The 16,257-nt window shown below is 61.8% G+C and carries 19 protein-coding genes; 8 read left to right on the forward strand and 11 right to left on the reverse strand.

What is annotated here, in order from left to right; genetic code table 11:
- The 4 genes from GMO_RS08020 to hrpB form a co-directional block, all read right to left on the reverse strand.
- Window positions 1-681 (reverse strand): winged helix-turn-helix domain-containing protein, encoded by a 681-nt coding sequence (locus GMO_RS08020; protein ID WP_008851848.1) that lies wholly within the window; start codon window positions 679-681, stop codon window positions 1-3.
- A gap of 104 nt (window positions 682-785) precedes the next feature.
- A complete protein-coding gene (locus GMO_RS08025) occupies window positions 786-989 on the reverse strand; it encodes a hypothetical protein (protein ID WP_008851849.1) in 204 nt (67 codons plus the stop codon).
- Entirely contained in the window at window positions 989-2,251 is a 1,263-nt protein-coding gene (locus GMO_RS08030) for a S1C family serine protease (protein ID WP_008851850.1), read from the reverse strand. The genes GMO_RS08025 and GMO_RS08030 overlap by 1 nt, the downstream gene beginning before the upstream one ends.
- 171 nt (window positions 2,252-2,422) lie before the next feature.
- The gene (gene hrpB / locus GMO_RS08035; protein WP_008851851.1) at window positions 2,423-4,894 is read right to left on the reverse strand and encodes an ATP-dependent helicase HrpB; all 2,472 of its coding nucleotides are present in this window, start codon (window positions 4,892-4,894) and stop codon (window positions 2,423-2,425) included.
- A 222-nt stretch (window positions 4,895-5,116) separates the two neighbouring features.
- Between hrpB and GMO_RS08040 the strand changes: the two genes are divergently transcribed.
- On the forward strand, window positions 5,117-5,962 hold the full coding sequence (locus GMO_RS08040) for a fumarylacetoacetate hydrolase family protein (protein WP_008851852.1): 846 nt from the start codon (window positions 5,117-5,119) through the stop codon (window positions 5,960-5,962).
- A gap of 5 nt (window positions 5,963-5,967) precedes the next feature.
- Here the strand turns inward: GMO_RS08040 and GMO_RS08045 are convergent, their stop codons facing one another.
- The 5 genes from GMO_RS08045 to GMO_RS08065 all read right to left on the reverse strand — a co-directional run bounded on the left by GMO_RS08045 (window position 5,968) and on the right by GMO_RS08065 (window position 9,758).
- Window positions 5,968-6,783, reverse strand: a complete 816-nt coding sequence (locus GMO_RS08045; protein WP_040508713.1) for an NADPH-dependent oxidoreductase — start codon at window positions 6,781-6,783, stop codon at window positions 5,968-5,970.
- Between the two features lie 10 nt (window positions 6,784-6,793).
- A complete protein-coding gene (locus tag GMO_RS08050; RefSeq protein WP_008851854.1) occupies window positions 6,794-7,333 on the reverse strand; it encodes an adenine phosphoribosyltransferase in 540 nt (179 codons plus the stop codon).
- Window positions 7,334-7,396: 63 nt separating this feature from the next.
- On the reverse strand, window positions 7,397-7,756 hold the full coding sequence (locus GMO_RS08055) for a response regulator (protein WP_008851855.1): 360 nt from the start codon (window positions 7,754-7,756) through the stop codon (window positions 7,397-7,399).
- The gene (locus GMO_RS08060) at window positions 7,753-9,024 is read right to left on the reverse strand and encodes a multidrug effflux MFS transporter (RefSeq protein WP_040508714.1); all 1,272 of its coding nucleotides are present in this window, start codon (window positions 9,022-9,024) and stop codon (window positions 7,753-7,755) included. Before GMO_RS08060 ends, GMO_RS08055 begins: the two co-directional genes overlap by 4 nt.
- Window positions 9,021-9,758, reverse strand: coding sequence for a TVP38/TMEM64 family protein (locus GMO_RS08065; RefSeq protein WP_008851857.1), 738 nt, complete (start codon window positions 9,756-9,758; stop codon window positions 9,021-9,023). The genes GMO_RS08060 and GMO_RS08065 overlap by 4 nt, the downstream gene beginning before the upstream one ends.
- Before the next feature lie 119 nt (window positions 9,759-9,877).
- Between GMO_RS08065 and GMO_RS08070 the strand changes: the two genes are divergently transcribed.
- The 3 genes from GMO_RS08070 (at window position 9,878) to GMO_RS08080 (ending at window position 11,490) form a co-directional block, all read left to right on the forward strand.
- A complete protein-coding gene (locus GMO_RS08070) occupies window positions 9,878-10,660 on the forward strand; it encodes a PadR family transcriptional regulator (RefSeq protein WP_008851858.1) in 783 nt (260 codons plus the stop codon).
- 39 nt (window positions 10,661-10,699) lie between these two features.
- Window positions 10,700-11,077, forward strand: a complete 378-nt coding sequence (locus GMO_RS08075; protein ID WP_008851859.1) for a hypothetical protein — start codon at window positions 10,700-10,702, stop codon at window positions 11,075-11,077.
- A 119-nt stretch (window positions 11,078-11,196) separates the two neighbouring features.
- Window positions 11,197-11,490, forward strand: coding sequence for a putative quinol monooxygenase (locus GMO_RS08080; protein WP_008851860.1), 294 nt, complete (start codon window positions 11,197-11,199; stop codon window positions 11,488-11,490).
- A gap of 3 nt (window positions 11,491-11,493) precedes the next feature.
- Here GMO_RS08080 and GMO_RS08085 read toward each other — a convergent pair whose 3' ends face one another.
- The gene (locus GMO_RS08085) at window positions 11,494-12,060 is read right to left on the reverse strand and encodes an NUDIX domain-containing protein (RefSeq protein ID WP_008851862.1); all 567 of its coding nucleotides are present in this window, start codon (window positions 12,058-12,060) and stop codon (window positions 11,494-11,496) included.
- Window positions 12,061-12,109: 49 nt separating this feature from the next.
- On the opposite strand from GMO_RS08085, the gene dinB reads away from it, so the two are divergent.
- The 4 genes from dinB (at window position 12,110) to GMO_RS08105 (ending at window position 15,774) form a co-directional block, all read left to right on the forward strand.
- Window positions 12,110-13,189 carry a DNA polymerase IV gene (dinB, locus tag GMO_RS08090; protein WP_040508802.1) on the forward strand — a complete coding sequence of 360 codons (1,080 nt, stop codon included), beginning with the start codon at window positions 12,110-12,112 and terminating at the stop codon, window positions 13,187-13,189.
- A gap of 146 nt (window positions 13,190-13,335) precedes the next feature.
- Window positions 13,336-13,821 (forward strand): hypothetical protein, encoded by a 486-nt coding sequence (locus GMO_RS13550; RefSeq protein WP_008851863.1) that lies wholly within the window; start codon window positions 13,336-13,338, stop codon window positions 13,819-13,821.
- 164 nt (window positions 13,822-13,985) lie between these two features.
- Window positions 13,986-15,185, forward strand: a complete 1,200-nt coding sequence (locus tag GMO_RS08100) for an MFS transporter (protein WP_008851865.1) — start codon at window positions 13,986-13,988, stop codon at window positions 15,183-15,185.
- Window positions 15,186-15,219: 34 nt separating this feature from the next.
- Entirely contained in the window at window positions 15,220-15,774 is a 555-nt protein-coding gene (locus GMO_RS08105; RefSeq protein WP_008851866.1) for an LOG family protein, read from the forward strand.
- Between the two features lie 7 nt (window positions 15,775-15,781).
- On the opposite strand, the gene GMO_RS08110 is transcribed toward GMO_RS08105, so the two are convergent.
- Window positions 15,782-16,252, reverse strand: coding sequence for a GAF domain-containing protein (locus GMO_RS08110; RefSeq protein ID WP_008851867.1), 471 nt, complete (start codon window positions 16,250-16,252; stop codon window positions 15,782-15,784).
- Between the last annotated feature and the right edge of the window lie 5 nt (window positions 16,253-16,257).

The following is a 16,257-nucleotide window of genomic DNA, read 5'->3' on the forward strand; positions in this document are numbered from 1 at the left end:
TCAGTCCGCCCGGAGGATGTAACCGGCGTTGCGGATGGTATGGATCAGGGGCTTGTCAAACGGCTTGTCCACCTTCTGCCGCAGACGCGAGACATGCACGTCGATCACGTTGGTCTGCGGGTCGAAATGATAATCCCAGACCCGCTCCAGCAGCATGGTCCGTGTCACGACCTGACCGGCATGGCGGATGAGAAACTCCAGCAGACGAAACTCGCGTGGCTGAAGATCAATCTTCTCGTTGCCGCGCTTCACGGTGCGGGCCAGCAGATCCATCTCCAGATCGCCCACGACAAGGCGCGTCTGGGGCGCGCTCTCCGGTCGGCCGCGACGGCCAAGTGCTTCTACCCGGGCCAGAAGTTCTGAAAACGCAAACGGCTTGGTCATGTAATCATCACCGCCAGCCTTGAGCCCGGCAACACGTTCATCAACATCCGCCAGCGCCGAGAGCAGCAGGACCGGCGTCCCGTTCTGCTGTCCGCGCAGGGTTTCCAGGATGCGCAGTCCGTCAATGCCGCCGGGTAGCATCCGGTCAAGGATCACGACGTCATAATGTTCGCTGACCGCCAGAAACAGGCCATCCTTGCCGTTGTCAGCTTCATCCACCACGTGCCCGGCCTCCTTGAGGCCTTTCAGCACGAATGCCCGGACGGTGGGATCATCTTCGACCAGCAGGATACGCATCGTCTTCCGCTCTCTTCAAACCTGGCACGTTCATGCGCCGTGCATTCCGCAACAGGATACCGGCTTCACGCGATGGGTCAAAGCCACCTTTCCGCCCATGCCTCCTAGCGGGGAATATGGTCATCGAAATCGGATTCCTGCGCATCCTGCACGGAAGAGTTCTGGATCGGCCCCCAGGAATAGGGCGAAGCTTCGGAGGGACCGTCCACGTAGCCGCCTTTCCCCTGCCCGGGCATAGGCGGAGCCGTCTGACAGGCGCCCAGTGCCAGAAGCGCCAGAACACCGGCTGCCCTGATGCCTGGGGACATCAGTTGCCCGCATCCTTCGGGCGGCGTCCGATGTGAACCGGCAATGTCAGGGTGTTCTTTCCGCGCTGGATGGTAAAGGTCAGGATTGTATCAGGGCGGGCCGCGGCGATACTGCGCAGGAGCATCCGGCCACTCGTCACAGGAACGCCGTCCAGTTCCCGGACGATATCTCCCCGGCGCAGGCCGCTTTTCTGCCCTGCGCCACCACTATCGACATCCGCGATGCCGATCTGGGTGTCGCTGTCATCGAGCGTAATGCCCAGCCAGCCGTGTTCGGCATGGCCGGTGGCCTCGATCTGGGCCACAACCGGCTCCACGATTTCGGACGGAATCCCGAAGCCGATGCCGACCGAACCGCCCGCCGGGGTCACAATCGCCGCGTTCACCGCCACGACCTGCCCGCGCATGTTGAAAGCAGGACCGCCGGAATTACCCGGATTGATCGGGGCGTCGAGCTGAATGAAGTCGTCGAGCGAACTCATGCCCAGATCCCGCTCCACCGCGGAAACGATCCCCGCCGTGACGGACGAGCCGAACCCGAACGGGTTGCCTGCCACCAGGATCCAGTCCCCGATATCGGTCTGACGACTATTCCCCCAGGTCACATGCGGCAACGGCTCGGGACTGTCCACCTTGATTACGGCGATATCTGTCAGGGGGTCCGCCCCCAGCAGGCGTGCAGGCATTTCATGGCCGTTGGAGAGGGACACCACGACCTTGTCCGCTCCGCCGACGACATGGCGGTTGGTCACGATGATGCCGGAGGGATCAACGATGAACCCGGACCCGGCACCCACCATTTCCTCCTGCTCCCGCTTCATGCGGTCGTGATAGCGCTTCTCGAGGGGCGTTCCCCTGATCTGGGGCGGCGTATGGTCATGACCATCCGGACTGTTCTGGGTAATGGCGATGTTGACGACGGCGGGAATGACCTGTCGCACAAGCGGCGCGAAACTCAGAGGACCGTTTTTGACCAGAAGCGGCGGAAGTGCGGGGGCAGCGGGAGGAACCGGGGCCTGAAGGGGAATGCCTTTCTGGTCCGATTTTTCACCGGCGACGGTATGGTCCGGGATAACGGTCGAAGGGATCTTCGGAGAGAGAGACTGCCCTGTTGCCGGGGTGCTGGAGGACGGGACTGTTCCCTGTGATACGGGCGTTATCCGCAGGCCGGAATCATGACCGCGCAGGGCGAACATGATCCCCATCGTCACGACGGTCGCCGTTCCGGCGCCGATCGCAGCGGCCTGCAGGGTCCGATTCATGGGAAACAGGTCAGGAACATCGTCATATTTCTGCTGCTAACATAAAATCCGGCCCGTGCCTAAACCGGGAGAGCAAAAGGCGTCGTTCCGTTGTCCTTGCGTTTCCTGAAAAACACGCCTTTGCGCCATCAGGGCCAAAAACAGGGTAAGGGCCTGCGGTCAGCTGCGCCCCTACCGACTTCCGGAGCGGCCCGGCCGGGGCTTCGGCGGCTCGGCCGTGGCGGGATCTTCCGGCCAGTCATGCTTTGGGTAACGACCCCGCATATCCCGGCGCATATCGGCCCAGCTCCCTTTCCAGAACCCGGCCAGATCCGCTGTGATGGCCTGTGGACGACCAGCCGGAGAAAGAAGTGCGCATTGCAGGGTGACCTGCCCGTTCGCGAGGAGGGGCGTACGCGCCGTGCCATAGAACGCCTGCGCCCGGGCGGAGACCGTCGGAACGGGAGTGGTGTAGTCGATGTCGTGCGTGCTGGCTTTCAGGACCAGACGGGGCGGGAGGTTGCGGTCCAGATCGGCCAGATCGGCATACTCCAGACGGGCGCGCAGAATGGACAGAAGGTCAAGCGCCCTGACCTGCGCCAGACGGTCACACCCCGCCAGATAAGGTTCCAGCCAGCCCAGCGAGGCGGATAGTCCTTCGTCCGAAAGATCCGGCAGATAGGAGGCGTAGGTCCGGCGCGCATGGGCGATACGCGCCTGAAACTGGCGAACGGCGTCCGTCCAGTCGAGCGTTGCGGTCAGGTCCGATGCGACCTGTTGCAACAGCAGGGTCTGTGCCTCCTCCGGCGTTAACTCTTCGTTCCGGTCCCGCAGCACGAGCATGCCCAGACGGAGGCGGCGGCGCGCAATGATGCGACCGGAGGTTCCGTCCAGACTTGTTTCCACCTGTTCGCGGGTCCGCTCCAGTAATGTGGCAGGAAGATTCGCAGGGTCCAGAGGAGCGGCAAGCGTGATTTCCGTGGCTGTACGGGTATGGAACGCTGCGCCGGCCAGAAGTTTTTCCCGGGCCAGCGGATCGTTCGCCGAAACACGCGCGCTTCCACCTCCCGCCAGACGGAAGCGTCCCATTTCACCTGCGGCCTGAGCCACACGATCGGGAAAACCGGCCGCCAGAAGGGCCCCGGCATAATCCGGAAGCGGGAGCAACGGCAGATCCCGCCCTCCCATGCGCCGCAGGAAACGTTTCGCGGACTGGCGGATATGGAACACGCTGGTCCGGTCCGCACGCGGATCGTCCCGCTCGAACAGGGCAAGACGGGTCCGGATATCCGCCCCGGCAGAGGGGCCGCCGCGCGTGTTGGGGCGCGGGCGAAGCGGGTCGCGTTCCTCCAGCAGGGCCGCAAGGCAGGCCGCCGTCACCTGCTCGGGTAAGGTGCGCGCTGCACAGAGCATGGCCGCCAGCCGGGGATGCGTCCCCAGAGAGGCCATGCGTCTGCCCAGTTCGGTAATCCGGTCGCCGTCATCCAGCGCGCCGAGTTCGCGCAGCAGTTCCCGACCGGCCGCCAGCACGCCTGCCGGTGGCGCGTCCAGCAGAGGCAGAGTGTCCGGATCCGTCCCCATAACGTCGCGCCAAGCCGCCGTCACGAGCGCGAAATCCGTCAGATCAGCCACAAGGATTTCCGGCGCATCCTGTGGTCTGAGGCTACGCTGTGTGGCCTCAGACCACAGATGGATGGCAATCCCGGGCGCCTGACGCCCGGCACGGCCAGCCCGCTGGGTCGCGGTCGCACGGGAAATCCTGAGCGTTTCCAGACGAGACAATCCGGTATTGGCGTCCAGTCGGGGTGCCCGACGCAGCCCTCCGTCCACGACGATCCGCACACCGGAGACCGTGACGGAGGTTTCTGCAATGGACGTGGCGAGAACGACGCGACGCTGCGTAGAGGGTGCGATCGCACGGTCCTGATCTTCGGTGGTCTGTTCACCGTGGAGCGGAAAGACGGGTACGTCCTCTCCCAGGAAGGCCTGCGTTCGCCGGATTTCACTCACACCCGGCAGGAAGGCGAGAATGTCTCCTTCTTCCTGTGCCAGAGCCGTCCGGATGGCGTTAGCGCAGACTGCCGGAAGGTCACGTGGGTGCGGAATATCCCGCGTATGGCGGATGTCGATGGGATACTGGCGGCCTTCACTCTCGATCAGGGGGGCCTGCATGAGTGTGGTGAAAGCCCGGCCATCGGGCGTAGCGGACATGGCGACAATCCGCAGGTCAGGCCGCATTTCGCGCTGGATGTCGAGGCAGAACGCCAGCGCCGCATCCAGATCCAGCGAGCGTTCATGCACCTCGTCGAACAGGATGGCTCCTACCCCGTCCAGAAGGGGATCAGCCAGCAGGCGACGCAGAAGCAGTCCTTCCGTCACGACCTCGATGCGGGTCCGCGCCGAAACGGCGGAGTCCGTGCGCGTGCGGAACCCGACCGTACCGCCAGGCTTTTCCCCCAGCGTGGACGCCATGCGGGCCGCCGCTCCACGGACTGCCACGCGCCTTGGCTCTACCAGAATGATCTTCTGGCCTTCCAGCCATGATGCCTCCGCCAGAAGGGTCAGCGGCGTGACGGTCGTCTTGCCCGCTCCCGGCGGGGCGACGAGGACGGCGTTTGAGCCGGCATCCAGCGTGGCCAGAAACTCCGGCAGGATGACCGTCACGGGCAAGTCTGGAATCGGGAACGCAGTCAGGACGAACCTCCGGCGACAAGAAGACAGCAGCGTCCTGCTATACTGCGCGCAGGACGCTGACCAAAAGGGGATGGCATCTTTTCATGCTGTCAGAGGTTTGAAGAGCGAACCGGCGCAAACCGGCTAACAGGACTGTCCTGCACTCCCCCAGGTCTTTTTCCGGCGGATGGCATGACGGGTGGAAGGTTTTCGATGAAGCTCTGTCGCTTTGGTCCTGCCGGGCAGGAAAAACCGGGACTGATTGATCTGAATGGCAGGCTCCGCAGTCTGGCCGGTCATCTGGAGACAATCGATGTCACCACGCTGGCACCGGACCGGCTGGCGGCCCTTGCCCGGATCGACCGGGCGACCCTGCCCGTGGTCGAAGAGACGCAACGTTATGGCCTCCCGTTCACGGGAAGCCGCAAATACATCGGCATTGGCCTCAATTACAGTGACCATGCCCGCGAGGCCGGAATGGCGACGCCATCCGAACCGGTCATTTTTCTCAAGGCCATCTCCGCGCTCTGCGGCCCGGACGAGGACATCATCCAGCCCAGTGGCTCCACGAAACTGGACTGGGAAGTTGAACTGGCCGTCATCATCGGAACGCAGGCGTCCCGGGTGTCACGCGATCAGGCCCTTGATCACGTTGCAGGATACTGCATCGCCAATGACGTATCCGAACGGGGTTTCCAGCTCCAGTCCAGCCAGTGGGACAAGGGAAAAGGCTGCGACACGTTCGGGCCGGTCGGTCCCTGGCTGGTTACGAAAGAAGACGTGCCGGACCCGCAGGTGCTGGAACTGTGGCTGGACGTGAACGGCCACCGCATGCAGCACGGCACGACCCGCAACATGATTTTCGATGTCCGCACGATCGTATCCTATGTCAGCCAGTACATGACACTGACGCCCGGAGACATCATTGCCACCGGCACTCCGGCCGGCGTCGGCATGGGGGTACGGCCCGACCCGGTCTATCTGAAAGTTGGAGACCGGATCGAACTGGGCATCGAAGGACTGGGTAGCCAGAGGCAGAAAGTCGTCGCGCTTTCCTGACAGCTTTATTTCAGGGGGAAGCCCATCCGGGCCAAAACGGTCCTGAGCACGTGTCGCCCACCAAGCCCCTTGTAGCTTTCCACGCGTCTGGCCACGATTTCGGTCCAGGCGCGGTGAGGAAGCCCCTGCTCCTGCTGGTAGGCATCGGCTACCCGGTCATAGGCAGCGATTCCTTCCGCTTCCCCGACGGCGCTGTACCGCTCGTGATGAATCACGACATCCTGACCCAGACGCGGCTTGTAGCCGTTCTGGCAGGAGGGATCCGGTCGACCGACGCACATTCCGACGACCGCGAAGGCGCGTTTCGGCAGGTTCAGCAGCGTTGCGACCTCCTCGGGATGATTGCGTAGCCCGCCGATATAGACCGTTCCAAGTCCCATCGACTCGAAAGCCGTCACGGCATTCTGGGCCGCAATCCCGGTGTCGAGCGTGCCCATGGTGAAGGCTTCCTCGTAATCGAGGGCCTCATGCGCCAGGCCGGCGCGGTCTGCCACCCGCTCGAGACGCGCCAGATCGACGATCCACGCCAGAAACAGGGGGGCGACCTCGATATGTTTCTGGTTACCGCAGAGTTCGGCGAGTCTGGTGCGCGTTTCGGGATCTTCCACGGCGACCACGGACCAGGTCTGGAGGTTGCTGGAAGTCGCGGCCGAGGATGCTGCTGCGATTCCGGCCTCCAGCGTCCCCTCAGGAAGAGCGTCAGGCAGGAATGCCCGGACTGAATGATGTTTCAGCAGCAGTTCAAGAACAGGATTATCCGGCAGATTCCCGGGAACGGGAGTGCGGTAACGGGTCTGCCAGAGCGCGGACATACCAGCCATTGTACGTTCCTTACTCGTCGTAAGTGATGAGAGCGTTGAGCGGCACGTCCAGTTTCTCACGTCCCTTCAGTCCTGCCAGTTCGATCAGAACAGACGCCCCGACGACCTCGGCTCCGACCTTGCGCAGCAGAGCAACGGAGGCCGCCAGCGTGCCGCCCGTTGCAAGAAGATCGTCCAGAACCACCACGCGCTGTCCGGGTTTGACCGCATCGGCCTGAATGTGGAGTTCGTCCTCGCCATATTCGAGTCCGTACTGAAGGGAGATGGTCTTGCCCGGCAGCTTGCCAGGCTTGCGCAGCATCGTGAAACCACACCCCAGACGCATGGCCAGCGGCGCAGCGGTCAGGAAGCCGCGGCTTTCAATTCCCGCCAGCATGTCCGGCTGCCAGGCGGAGATGATACGCGCCAGACGGCCGGTCGCCACCTGCCAGGCATCTGCAGAACGGATCAGGGTAGAGATGTCGTAAAACAGGATGCCCGGTTTCGGAAAATCCGGAACCTCGCGGATATAATCCTTGAGATCGATGGCCTTGGGCTCCTGGAACAACATCTCACACCGCTTTCATCTGGTCATGGCAAACAGCGGGGCATGTAGGGGACTCTTCCGCCCGACTCAAGTCCCGCCGCCACCGGAGACGATGGAACGGGCCTGTGCAATGGCATCCAGAAGCGCCTTGCGACGGAACGGTTTGGAGAGAGTGACCATCGCGTTCGGTCCCGGACCACTCTCCTCGAAATCTCCTGAAATCAGCACCACTGCCAGCTGTGGATTGCGCTGCCGCAACTGGCGGGCAACCGCCGTTCCGTCCTGTCCGCCAGGAAGATTGAGGTCCGTCACGAGAAGGTCCGGCGTTTTCGCCGTCAGCGCACGGGTGGCATCAGGGGCCTCCTCAACGGACCAGCCTTCTTTCTGCAGGACCATCTGGACCACGAGAGCAACAGACGAATCGTCTTCGACAAGCAGGGCTTTCACGTCCTGTCTCCTGAAGGCACGGCCATGGGAGTGAGTTTCGGACGCAGCGTGGCAAAGAACATCGCCGCAATAAAGGCGAAAGACAGGAAGAGAGCCATGGGTATGGCCGTACCCGTCGGCATCAGCCCGAACAGGCCGCTCGCCACCGCCCCGAAGAGATACTGCATCGTCCCTGCCAGCGCGGATGCGGAGCCCGCACGATCGGACTGTTCGGACAGGACGCCCACCATGGCATTGGGCCCGATAATGCCCGTCGGTCCCATGACGATGATGAGAGCGATAATGAGTGGCCACATGAACAGATGTGCCAGATGTCCGGCAGGAGACAGATGAGCCGCCGAAATGGTCGCCAGAACCGTCAGGATGAGACATCCCGACAGGCTGACGCCCAGCGCACTGAACAGCATTCGTCCCGTACTGACGCGGCCCACAAGCTGCCCGTTGATGGCCGAGGCGCCGATCATGCAGATGGCGAACAGCCCGAACAGCATGCCATAGGCGGCCGGCGTCATGTCGAAACCTTCCTCGAACAGCATCGGAGCGGCCGTGAGGTAGGTGAAGGTCACGAAACCCAGAAAGCTCCAGACCATGCCATTGGTAATAAAACTGCGCATCCGCAGGATGTAGAGATAACGTTCAGCAATGGAGAGCAGGCGCAGGTCCCGGCGGTCATGCGGGTTGAGCGTTTCCGGGAAAATGGTCATCAGGGCCAGTGAACACAGTCCGCCATACAGCGCTGTCGCCCAGAAAATGACCCGCCAGTCCACGAATTTCAGCGCCAGACCACCCAGCATCGGCGCCAGAATCGGTACCGTCCCCTGAATGACGATCAGCCGGGACATGAGCCGGGAGGACGCATCGCCTTCCGTCAGGTCCCGGATGCAGGCATTCGGGACAACAAGACCGGCAGAGGCCATGAGGGCTGAGAAAACACGACACAGACAGAGAATGGACATGCTGGGCGCCATCGCGCAGCCGATCTCGCCCAGCGTATAGCCAAGCATCCCGATGAGAAGCGGAATGCGCCGTCCGAAGCGGTCCGAGATGGGGCCGATACTGATCTGCCCGAGAGCCAGCCCGACAACCCATGCTGCCATGGTGGCGCTGCCGGAGCCGGAAGCGGCATGAAGCTCATGCTCCATGGCGGGAAGCGCCGGCAGATAGACATCCGTCGAAACGGGGCCAACCGCCGTAAAAATCCCCAGCAACAGCGGAAGCCAGCCGGGTAATGGATCGCCGCGCCGGAATGGCACTCTCTGTTCTGTCATTCGCGTCTGCCTGTCACAGCCTCAGTTCGGTAATGCCGGGCCGGGCCATCATTCCGACGCAGCAGAAGCGCCCCGAACACACCCGACACGACGAAGAGAATTCCCGCAAGACCCAGCTGAAAAACATGACCGATCCGTGTCCCTGACCCCACAAGAACAAACACCAGCGTCTGAGGCAGCCCTCCCAGAAAGGTTGCCAGTGAAAACGGCAGAAGAGGCAATTCAAACAGTCCTGCGGCAGTCGAAACAAGCAGCGCTGACCCGACCGGCATGAGGCGCAGGGTCAGAACCGCACGAAACGGTTTTGTGTGCAGTGTGTGCGCCAGTGCGGCGTAATCGGTCTCCAGACGGTCATGCAGCCGTGTGCGGAATGCGGCCGGGGCAAGTCCCCTTGCCCAGCCATATGCCAGGACAGCACCCAGCATATAGGCAAGCGAGCATAAACCAAGGCCGCCCCACAGACCAAATGCAAGCCCTGCTGCCACGCACAGTGCCTGCCGCGGCAGCCCGCAGGCACTGTAGGGAATCGCCAGCAGCAAGAACCACAGCGGTGCGCCTGGCGTCTCGTGCCAGTGCGGAGCGTTTTCCAGCAGATGATGGATGAACGGCAGGCGCTGAAGCAGTGCGACACCCACCAGCATCGCGCCGATCGTCAGCGCGGCCCGCCATGGCACGAGCTGGCGCAGCGTCCGTCGCAGATCCGGATCGGGGGGAGAAAGGAACGGCTTACCCATCCTCGCCCGATACCAGCCTCCATGCCACACGGCTATGCAGCAAAATTAAATTTGAGATTCTTCTTGCGTACATATCTTAAGATACTATATCGTTCGATATATCACTTAAGGAGAACATCATGTTCGTTCGAAAATCTTTCAAGCACGCCAGACCATCGGCAGAACCCGCCCACCGTGGACGCAGACACGGTCATGAACAGGCCAAGGGACACAAGGGACGTTTCCGCGGCGAAGAGATCGCCGCTTCCAGTGAAGGGCCGTTTCGTGATGGACCGGAAGGCCGCGAACGCCGAGGCCGAGGCGGACACGCCAACCGGGAACGGCGGGGGTTCTTCGGGGGGCGTGGCGGAGGCCGCGGCAGAGGTGGCCCGGGTGGTTTCGGTGATGACCGTTTCACCCGCGGGCGCAAACTGACGGCGGATGAACTTCAGATCGTCATCGAGGCCTTGCTCCATGAAGCACCCGCCCATGGTTATGAGCTGATCCGCCGTCTCGAAGAGCGCTCTGGCGGGTTCTACAAGCCCAGTCCGGGCGTCATCTATCCCTCCCTGACCTATCTTGAGGAAGCCGGCCTTGCCGCCGTCACGCAGGAAGGCAACCGCAAGAGCTATGCCCTGACGGAAGAGGGACTGAAGCACTATGAGTCCAACAGCGCAGAAGCCGACCGTATTCTTGACCTTCTCTGCCGGATCGGAGCGCGGATGGCGGATGTGCGGGATGCCTTTACCGGCATCAATGACCTGGATCCCACCCTGGGACAGGAGTTCCATGATGCACGACAGGCGCTGAAGATGGCCCTCAAGTCAAAACGAGGCGCAAGCGCCGATGAATTGCGCCGGATCGTGAAGATCCTCCAGCAGGCCGCGGCGGAAATCGGCGGAACGTCCTCCCGCGAGGACTGACCCTTCGCCCGGGACCGCCCCTGCGATACAAGGGAGGTCATGATCGTTCAGGACCATCCCTATTTCTGCAACATGCCGGAAGACATGCGATATTATCGGCCGGCTGTCTTTCCGGAAGGCTTCATCGAGAAATCCATCGTCTTCGTCCTGCCGGATCGCCTGCGGAAATTCCGACGCAATCTATGGCATGTCCGGCGTAATCCGGGAGACGATGCGGTTTACATGCCGCTCTTCCGTGTCAATTGCGTGCTGGAATCCGAGCCGCAGCCAACAGGCCTAGAAGGACCGTTCGACATCTATCCCTTCTACACGCGCACGACAAAAACCCGCAGCCGGGAACTCGATTACTATGTCCTATTTCTCTTCCGGGAAAAGCTGGCGTTCCTGCGCTGTCAGGAACTGACGGGCGATGACTGATCCCTTTCCCTCATGAGCCCCTCACGGAAACATGCGCTTGCTGCCCGGCACGAGGTCGCCCATTGAGGATGACAGCACCTCATGCGCCAGCTTTTTTTACCTTGCGGGACCACTGTTTCATGCCCAAAACACTTTACGCCACGATGAAAGCCCTGCCCGGCCAGCGCGACAGGCTCCGCGCCCTTCTGACCGACCTCGCGTGCGACGTCCGCGCAGAGCCGGGCTGCGAGCGTTTCGTGGTCTATACCCTCGCCAGTGATCCGGATTCCTTTCACGTCGAGGAAACCTATCGGGATGAAGCTGCCTTCGCTGCCCATATGGCGACGGAACATGGCCGGATCTTCAATGACGCTATCACCCCGCTGGTCGAGAATGGCGGCTCGGACGTGGTATTCCTCGATCCCGTAATCTGATGGTCAGATCAGCCCCTTCGCACGGATCAGCGCGAAAGCGGCCAGAGAGACCATGCATCTGAAGTCTCCCCCGCTGACCAGTTCTTCGAACGCGGCCAGCGTCATATCATGGGTGGTGATGTCCTGTTCCGTATCCTCGCGCGCGGTTTCACCCCGCGTGAGGTTGCGGGCCAGAAAGACATGTCCTTTCTGGTTCGAATATCCCGCACCCTGGTACATTGTGCCGATATGGATCATTTCCCCGGCGCGCAGGCCCGTCTCTTCCCGGAGTTCACCCAGGGCCAGTTCTACGGGGTCGACGTTTTCCTTCGTTTCCCACATGCCCATCGGCAGCTCCCACAGGCGTTCGCCCACCGGATAACGGAACTGGCGGATCAGCGTCACCTTCCCGTCCGCATGGACCGGCAGGATCACGACAAACTCCCCGCGCTCGACAATTCCATAAAGTCCTTCCCGGCCATTCGGATGGACGATGATGTCCTCCCGCAGGGCAGTCCAGGGGTTGCGGTAGGCCAGACGGCTGGACAGGGTCTGGAAACCGGCAGCGCGGCGGGCGTCTTCGATGCTCATGGCTGATCCTGATCTTGTTTCGTTCTCTTTGATCGGCGAGACTGGAGGGATGGAGTTCCGCCGCATCGTGCATATCGACATGGACGCATTTTTCGCGTCTGTCGAACAGCGTGATCATCCCGCCCTGCGCGGCCGACCCATTGCTGTGGGCCGGGGGGAGGCGCGCGGCGTGGTCGCGGCCGCCAGTTATGAGGCGCGTCCCTTCGGCGTGCGCTCGGCCATGCCGTCCCTCAAGGCCAAACGCCTCTGCCCGGACCTTCTGTTTGTTCCGCCGCGGTTTGACGTTTATCGCGCCGTTTCAGCCCAGATCCGCGACATCTTCGCCCGCTACACGCCTCTGATTCAGCCGCTCTCACTGGACGAAGCCTATCTGGACCTGACGGATCATCTTGGCGCGTATGGTTCGGCCACACTGATTGCCGAGCGCATCCGCGAGGACATCCGGATGGAAACCGGGCTCACGGCATCCGCGGGCGTGTCCTATAACCGCTTTCTGGCCAAGCTGGCCTCCGATTATCGCAAGCCTGACGGACTGTTTCTCATCACGCCCGCCATGGGACCGAATTTCGTGGCCGATCTGCCGGTCAGTTCGTTTCATGGTATCGGCCCAGCAACGGCGCGCAGGATGCGGACGCTGGGAATCGAGACAGGCAAAGATCTCCGAGATGTCAGTCTTGCTGTCCTGACACGTCATTTCGGCAAGGCCGCTCTGTTCTATCACGGGATCTCACGCGGAATTGATGACAGACCCGTCGTAGTCGACCGGGAACGCAAATCCTTGGGGACGGAACAGACCTACCTGACCGATCTGCTGATTCTTTCCGAAGCGCTGGAAGCCTTGGACCAGATCGCGGCGAAACTCTGGTCACAGTCCCTGCGGCGCAATCTTCAGGCCCGGACTGTGACCCTCAAGGTAAAATACGCGGATTTCCGACAGATTACCCGGGCCCGCACGCTTGCCCGCCCCGTCGCATCCGAAGCGGAACTGCGGGAAGTCGGACAGATCCTCATGCGTCCGCTCTTTCCCGTCATGCCCGGCATCAGGCTTCTGGGCTTGACGCTGTCAGGCCTCAGCACACCGGTTCAGGACAGCAGCCCCTCTCGTTCGCAGATGGAACTGCTGTTTTAGGACCCATGACTTCATGGAATTGATGGAAACAGGCGTAATGTTTCACGCCGTTGCCCAACTTTTTCCATATCAGGCGTTTGTATTGCCGCCCGAAGGCTGCTCTGTCAGCTTTCCCATGCCGCCTGACAGGAATGATATCCACTCCGATGTACCACGTTTTCCACCGGGTTCGCACCGATGTCCTGATCATCGGTGCACTGGTCTGCGCACTTCCCCTGGCGCTGGGAGGCTGCGTGAAACAATCCGCCCTCTCCCCTGATTTTCCTACAACCATGGCGCTGGCGCAGGGCGGAGGACATGTATCGCGCAGTGGCGATCCGGCGGTGCTGCTCGGCGCGCCGGAACTGGCAACTGCCAGCTACGGCAATCTAACGGGAGCCCTGCGCTATTGTGTGCAGCAGGGTTTCGTGTCGGGCAGGCAGCCGATGCCTCTTGTCAATGCATCCGACCAGGAACCAGACGCCCTGAAAAACACGGATTTTCATATCGGTCAGCAGGGTGTGCTCCAGGCAATCGGCAGCCAGACGCGCCGCCCTGAGCAATACGCCCTACCATCCCTGCCGGAACCCATGCGCCGGCAGGCGTGTTCTGCCATAGCAGACCATCTGCAGACACGACACATACGGATGTAAGACCCGGCGCCTCACGCGCCGGGGCGACCATCGGATCAGTTGCGCAAAATGCCATTATTGCGGAAGGGTTTCCAGACCTGCCCGTGACGGATGGGATCATCTGTCTTATGCCATAAGGGCACTCCCATTTCCGGAGTGATCCACAGAAACGGGAGAACCAGCACATGACTGCGGAAGAAACGCCGGTGAAGCCCCCCTCACCGACACAGCGTGTTCTTGCGGTCGTGCTATTCAATCTTCTGGTCTATATCGTCATCGGACTGCCCAATGCCGTTCTGACGATTTTCGTTCATCAAGGTCTTGGCTACAGCACGACCGTCGCTGGCCTGACCTTTTCCCTCCAGTATTTCGCAACCTTTGCCGCGCGCCCTTCCGCCGGCCGGCTGGTGGACCAGATCGGCCCGAAACCCGTCGTGGTGGGTGGCCTTGTTACCTGTGTTCTCTCCGGAATCCTGATGGCTGTCTCCGGTATGCTGGGAACGACACCAGGCCTGTCCCTGGCGGTCCTGCTGTTCAGTCGCCTTCTGCTGGGATGGGCGGAAAGCTGGGCCGCCACGGGCGTGATTGTCTGGAATATCCGCCGGGCCGGGGCCGAGAACACCGCCATCGCCATTTCATGGAACGGTATCTGCTCTTATGGCGGCATCGCGATGGGCGCACCGATCGGGGCCAAACTTTCGGAACTTCCCCATCCCTATGGCGGGCTTGTTTCGGTCGGACTGCTGTCCGTCGCCCTTCCGCTGTTCGGCCTTGCGCTCATCGGCTTCTATCATGGCGTCAAACCTGTTCCCTCCACGGAAGCCCCCATTTCTTTTCCACGGGCGCTCCGGCTGGTTCTACCGCATGGCGCCGCGCTGGCGGCCGGGTCCATCGGGTTCGGCGCCATTTCCTCCTTTCTGGCGCTGTACTACTCCATCCATCACTGGCAGGGCGCGGCCACGGCGCTGGCGGTCTTCGGCTTCATCTTCGTCGTCATCCGCTTTTTCTTCGCATCGCAGATCGGTAAACGCGGCGGTGTGTTCGTCGCCATCGTCTCACTGGCGGTGGAATGCATCGGCCTGATGGTCCTGTCCTTTTTCCCGTCTCCCGCAGCGGCTATCATCGGCGCGGCGCTCGCGGGTGCGGGGTTCTCGCTCCTGTTCCCCGCGCTCGGCGTTCTGGCCGTCAACAGTGCGGGGCCGCAAAACCGGGGCGCAGCCCTTGGCGCCTATTCGATCTTCATTGACCTTGCCATTGCATGCTCTGGCCTCCTGCTGGGGCAGATCATCGAGTTCGCAGGGTATCAGGCCATGTTTGGCACGGCAGCCCTGTGCTGTGTGGCGGGCATTTTCATCAGCCGCACGCTGAAAGGGACTTCAGCGTGAGCTCTTTCCATCTTCTTCTGCAACAGGACCCGTCATGACCATTCGTTCCTGCGCTGTTTTCTGTGGTTCGCGTTTCGGGAATTCACCGCTCTATGCCAAAGGCGCTGCCGCCGTGGGGACGGCCTTCGCCCGTAATGACATCACGCTTGTCTATGGCGGCGGCCATGTCGGGCTGATGGGAACGGTCGCGGATGCAGCCCTGCAGGCAGGTGGACGGGTCATCGGCATCATCCCGGAATTTCTGCACAACCGCGAAGTCATGCATACGGGCGTCACCGAACTCGAAATCACGTCAGACATGCATACCCGCAAGGCACGCATGTTCGAACTGTCCGATGCGTTCGCGATCATTCCTGGCGGCCTGGGCACGTTCGACGAACTGATGGAAATCCTGACCTGGAAGCAGCTCGGCCTGCACAGCAATCCGATTTATATCGTCAATATCGGAGGCTGGGCGCGCTCCCTGGTCCGGACACTGAACGAGGCCGTAGAACAAGGCTTCGCCGATCCGTCCGCACGGAAGCTTTTCACCGTCGTCGAAGATGTGCCAGAACTGATGGCGCATCTTGGCGCTCACGTCCCGGCCTGATCCAGCCTCAGGGTGTCAGCCGCGCGGCCAGCAGGCTGACGACCTTCTCCAGACGCTCCCGGTCGTGGGCGGAGAACCGACCTTTCACCGGACTGTCGATGTCCAGCACAGCCAGCAGTTCATCTCCGACCACGAGCGGCACCACGATTTCGGAAGCCGAAGCTGCATCGCAGGCGATATGGCCCGGAAAGGCATGCACGTCCGACACAACGAGGGTTTTCCAGCTTTCGGCCACCGCACCGCAGACTCCCTTGCCTTTCGGAATCCGCGTGCAGGCCAGCCGCCCCTGAAAAGGCCCGAGAACGAGCTGCCCGTCCCGCCAGACATAGAAACCCGCCCAGTTGATCTCGGGGAGTGCCTCGAACAGCATGGCGGAAATATTGGCCATATTGGCAATCATGTCCGTCTCGGCCGAAAGGACAGCGTCAACCATCGGGACGAGTTCGTCCTCGGTCAGGCGATGGATGGGAGCACTCATGGATG

The organism is Gluconobacter morbifer G707 (genome assembly GCF_000234355.1).
GTDB classification, from domain to species: Bacteria; Pseudomonadota; Alphaproteobacteria; order Acetobacterales; family Acetobacteraceae; genus Gluconobacter; species Gluconobacter morbifer.

Excerpts from the sequence above, each read along its gene's own strand:
- GMO_RS08020 (WP_008851848.1), bottom strand. The coding sequence starts at position 681 with ATGCGTATCCTGCTGGTCGAAGATGATCCCACCGTCCGGGCATTCGTG.
- GMO_RS08025 (WP_008851849.1), bottom strand. The coding sequence starts at position 989 with ATGTCCCCAGGCATCAGGGCAGCCGGTGTTCTGGCGCTTCTGGCACTG.
- GMO_RS08030 (WP_008851850.1), bottom strand. The coding sequence starts at position 2,251 with ATGAATCGGACCCTGCAGGCCGCTGCGATCGGCGCCGGAACGGCGACC.
- GMO_RS08040 (WP_008851852.1), top strand. The coding sequence starts at position 5,117 with ATGAAGCTCTGTCGCTTTGGTCCTGCCGGGCAGGAAAAACCGGGACTG.
- GMO_RS08045 (WP_040508713.1), bottom strand. The coding sequence starts at position 6,783 with ATGGCTGGTATGTCCGCGCTCTGGCAGACCCGTTACCGCACTCCCGTT.
- GMO_RS08050 (WP_008851854.1), bottom strand. The coding sequence starts at position 7,333 with ATGTTGTTCCAGGAGCCCAAGGCCATCGATCTCAAGGATTATATCCGC.
- GMO_RS08060 (WP_040508714.1), bottom strand. The coding sequence starts at position 9,024 with ATGACAGAACAGAGAGTGCCATTCCGGCGCGGCGATCCATTACCCGGC.
- GMO_RS08065 (WP_008851857.1), bottom strand. The coding sequence starts at position 9,758 with ATGGGTAAGCCGTTCCTTTCTCCCCCCGATCCGGATCTGCGACGGACG.
- GMO_RS08070 (WP_008851858.1), top strand. The coding sequence starts at position 9,878 with ATGTTCGTTCGAAAATCTTTCAAGCACGCCAGACCATCGGCAGAACCC.
- GMO_RS08075 (WP_008851859.1), top strand. The coding sequence starts at position 10,700 with ATGATCGTTCAGGACCATCCCTATTTCTGCAACATGCCGGAAGACATG.
- GMO_RS08080 (WP_008851860.1), top strand. The coding sequence starts at position 11,197 with ATGCCCAAAACACTTTACGCCACGATGAAAGCCCTGCCCGGCCAGCGC.
- GMO_RS08085 (WP_008851862.1), bottom strand. The coding sequence starts at position 12,060 with ATGAGCATCGAAGACGCCCGCCGCGCTGCCGGTTTCCAGACCCTGTCC.
- dinB (WP_040508802.1), top strand. The coding sequence starts at position 12,110 with ATGGAGTTCCGCCGCATCGTGCATATCGACATGGACGCATTTTTCGCG.
- GMO_RS13550 (WP_008851863.1), top strand. The coding sequence starts at position 13,336 with ATGTACCACGTTTTCCACCGGGTTCGCACCGATGTCCTGATCATCGGT.
- GMO_RS08100 (WP_008851865.1), top strand. The coding sequence starts at position 13,986 with ATGACTGCGGAAGAAACGCCGGTGAAGCCCCCCTCACCGACACAGCGT.
- GMO_RS08105 (WP_008851866.1), top strand. The coding sequence starts at position 15,220 with ATGACCATTCGTTCCTGCGCTGTTTTCTGTGGTTCGCGTTTCGGGAAT.
- GMO_RS08110 (WP_008851867.1), bottom strand. The coding sequence starts at position 16,252 with ATGAGTGCTCCCATCCATCGCCTGACCGAGGACGAACTCGTCCCGATG.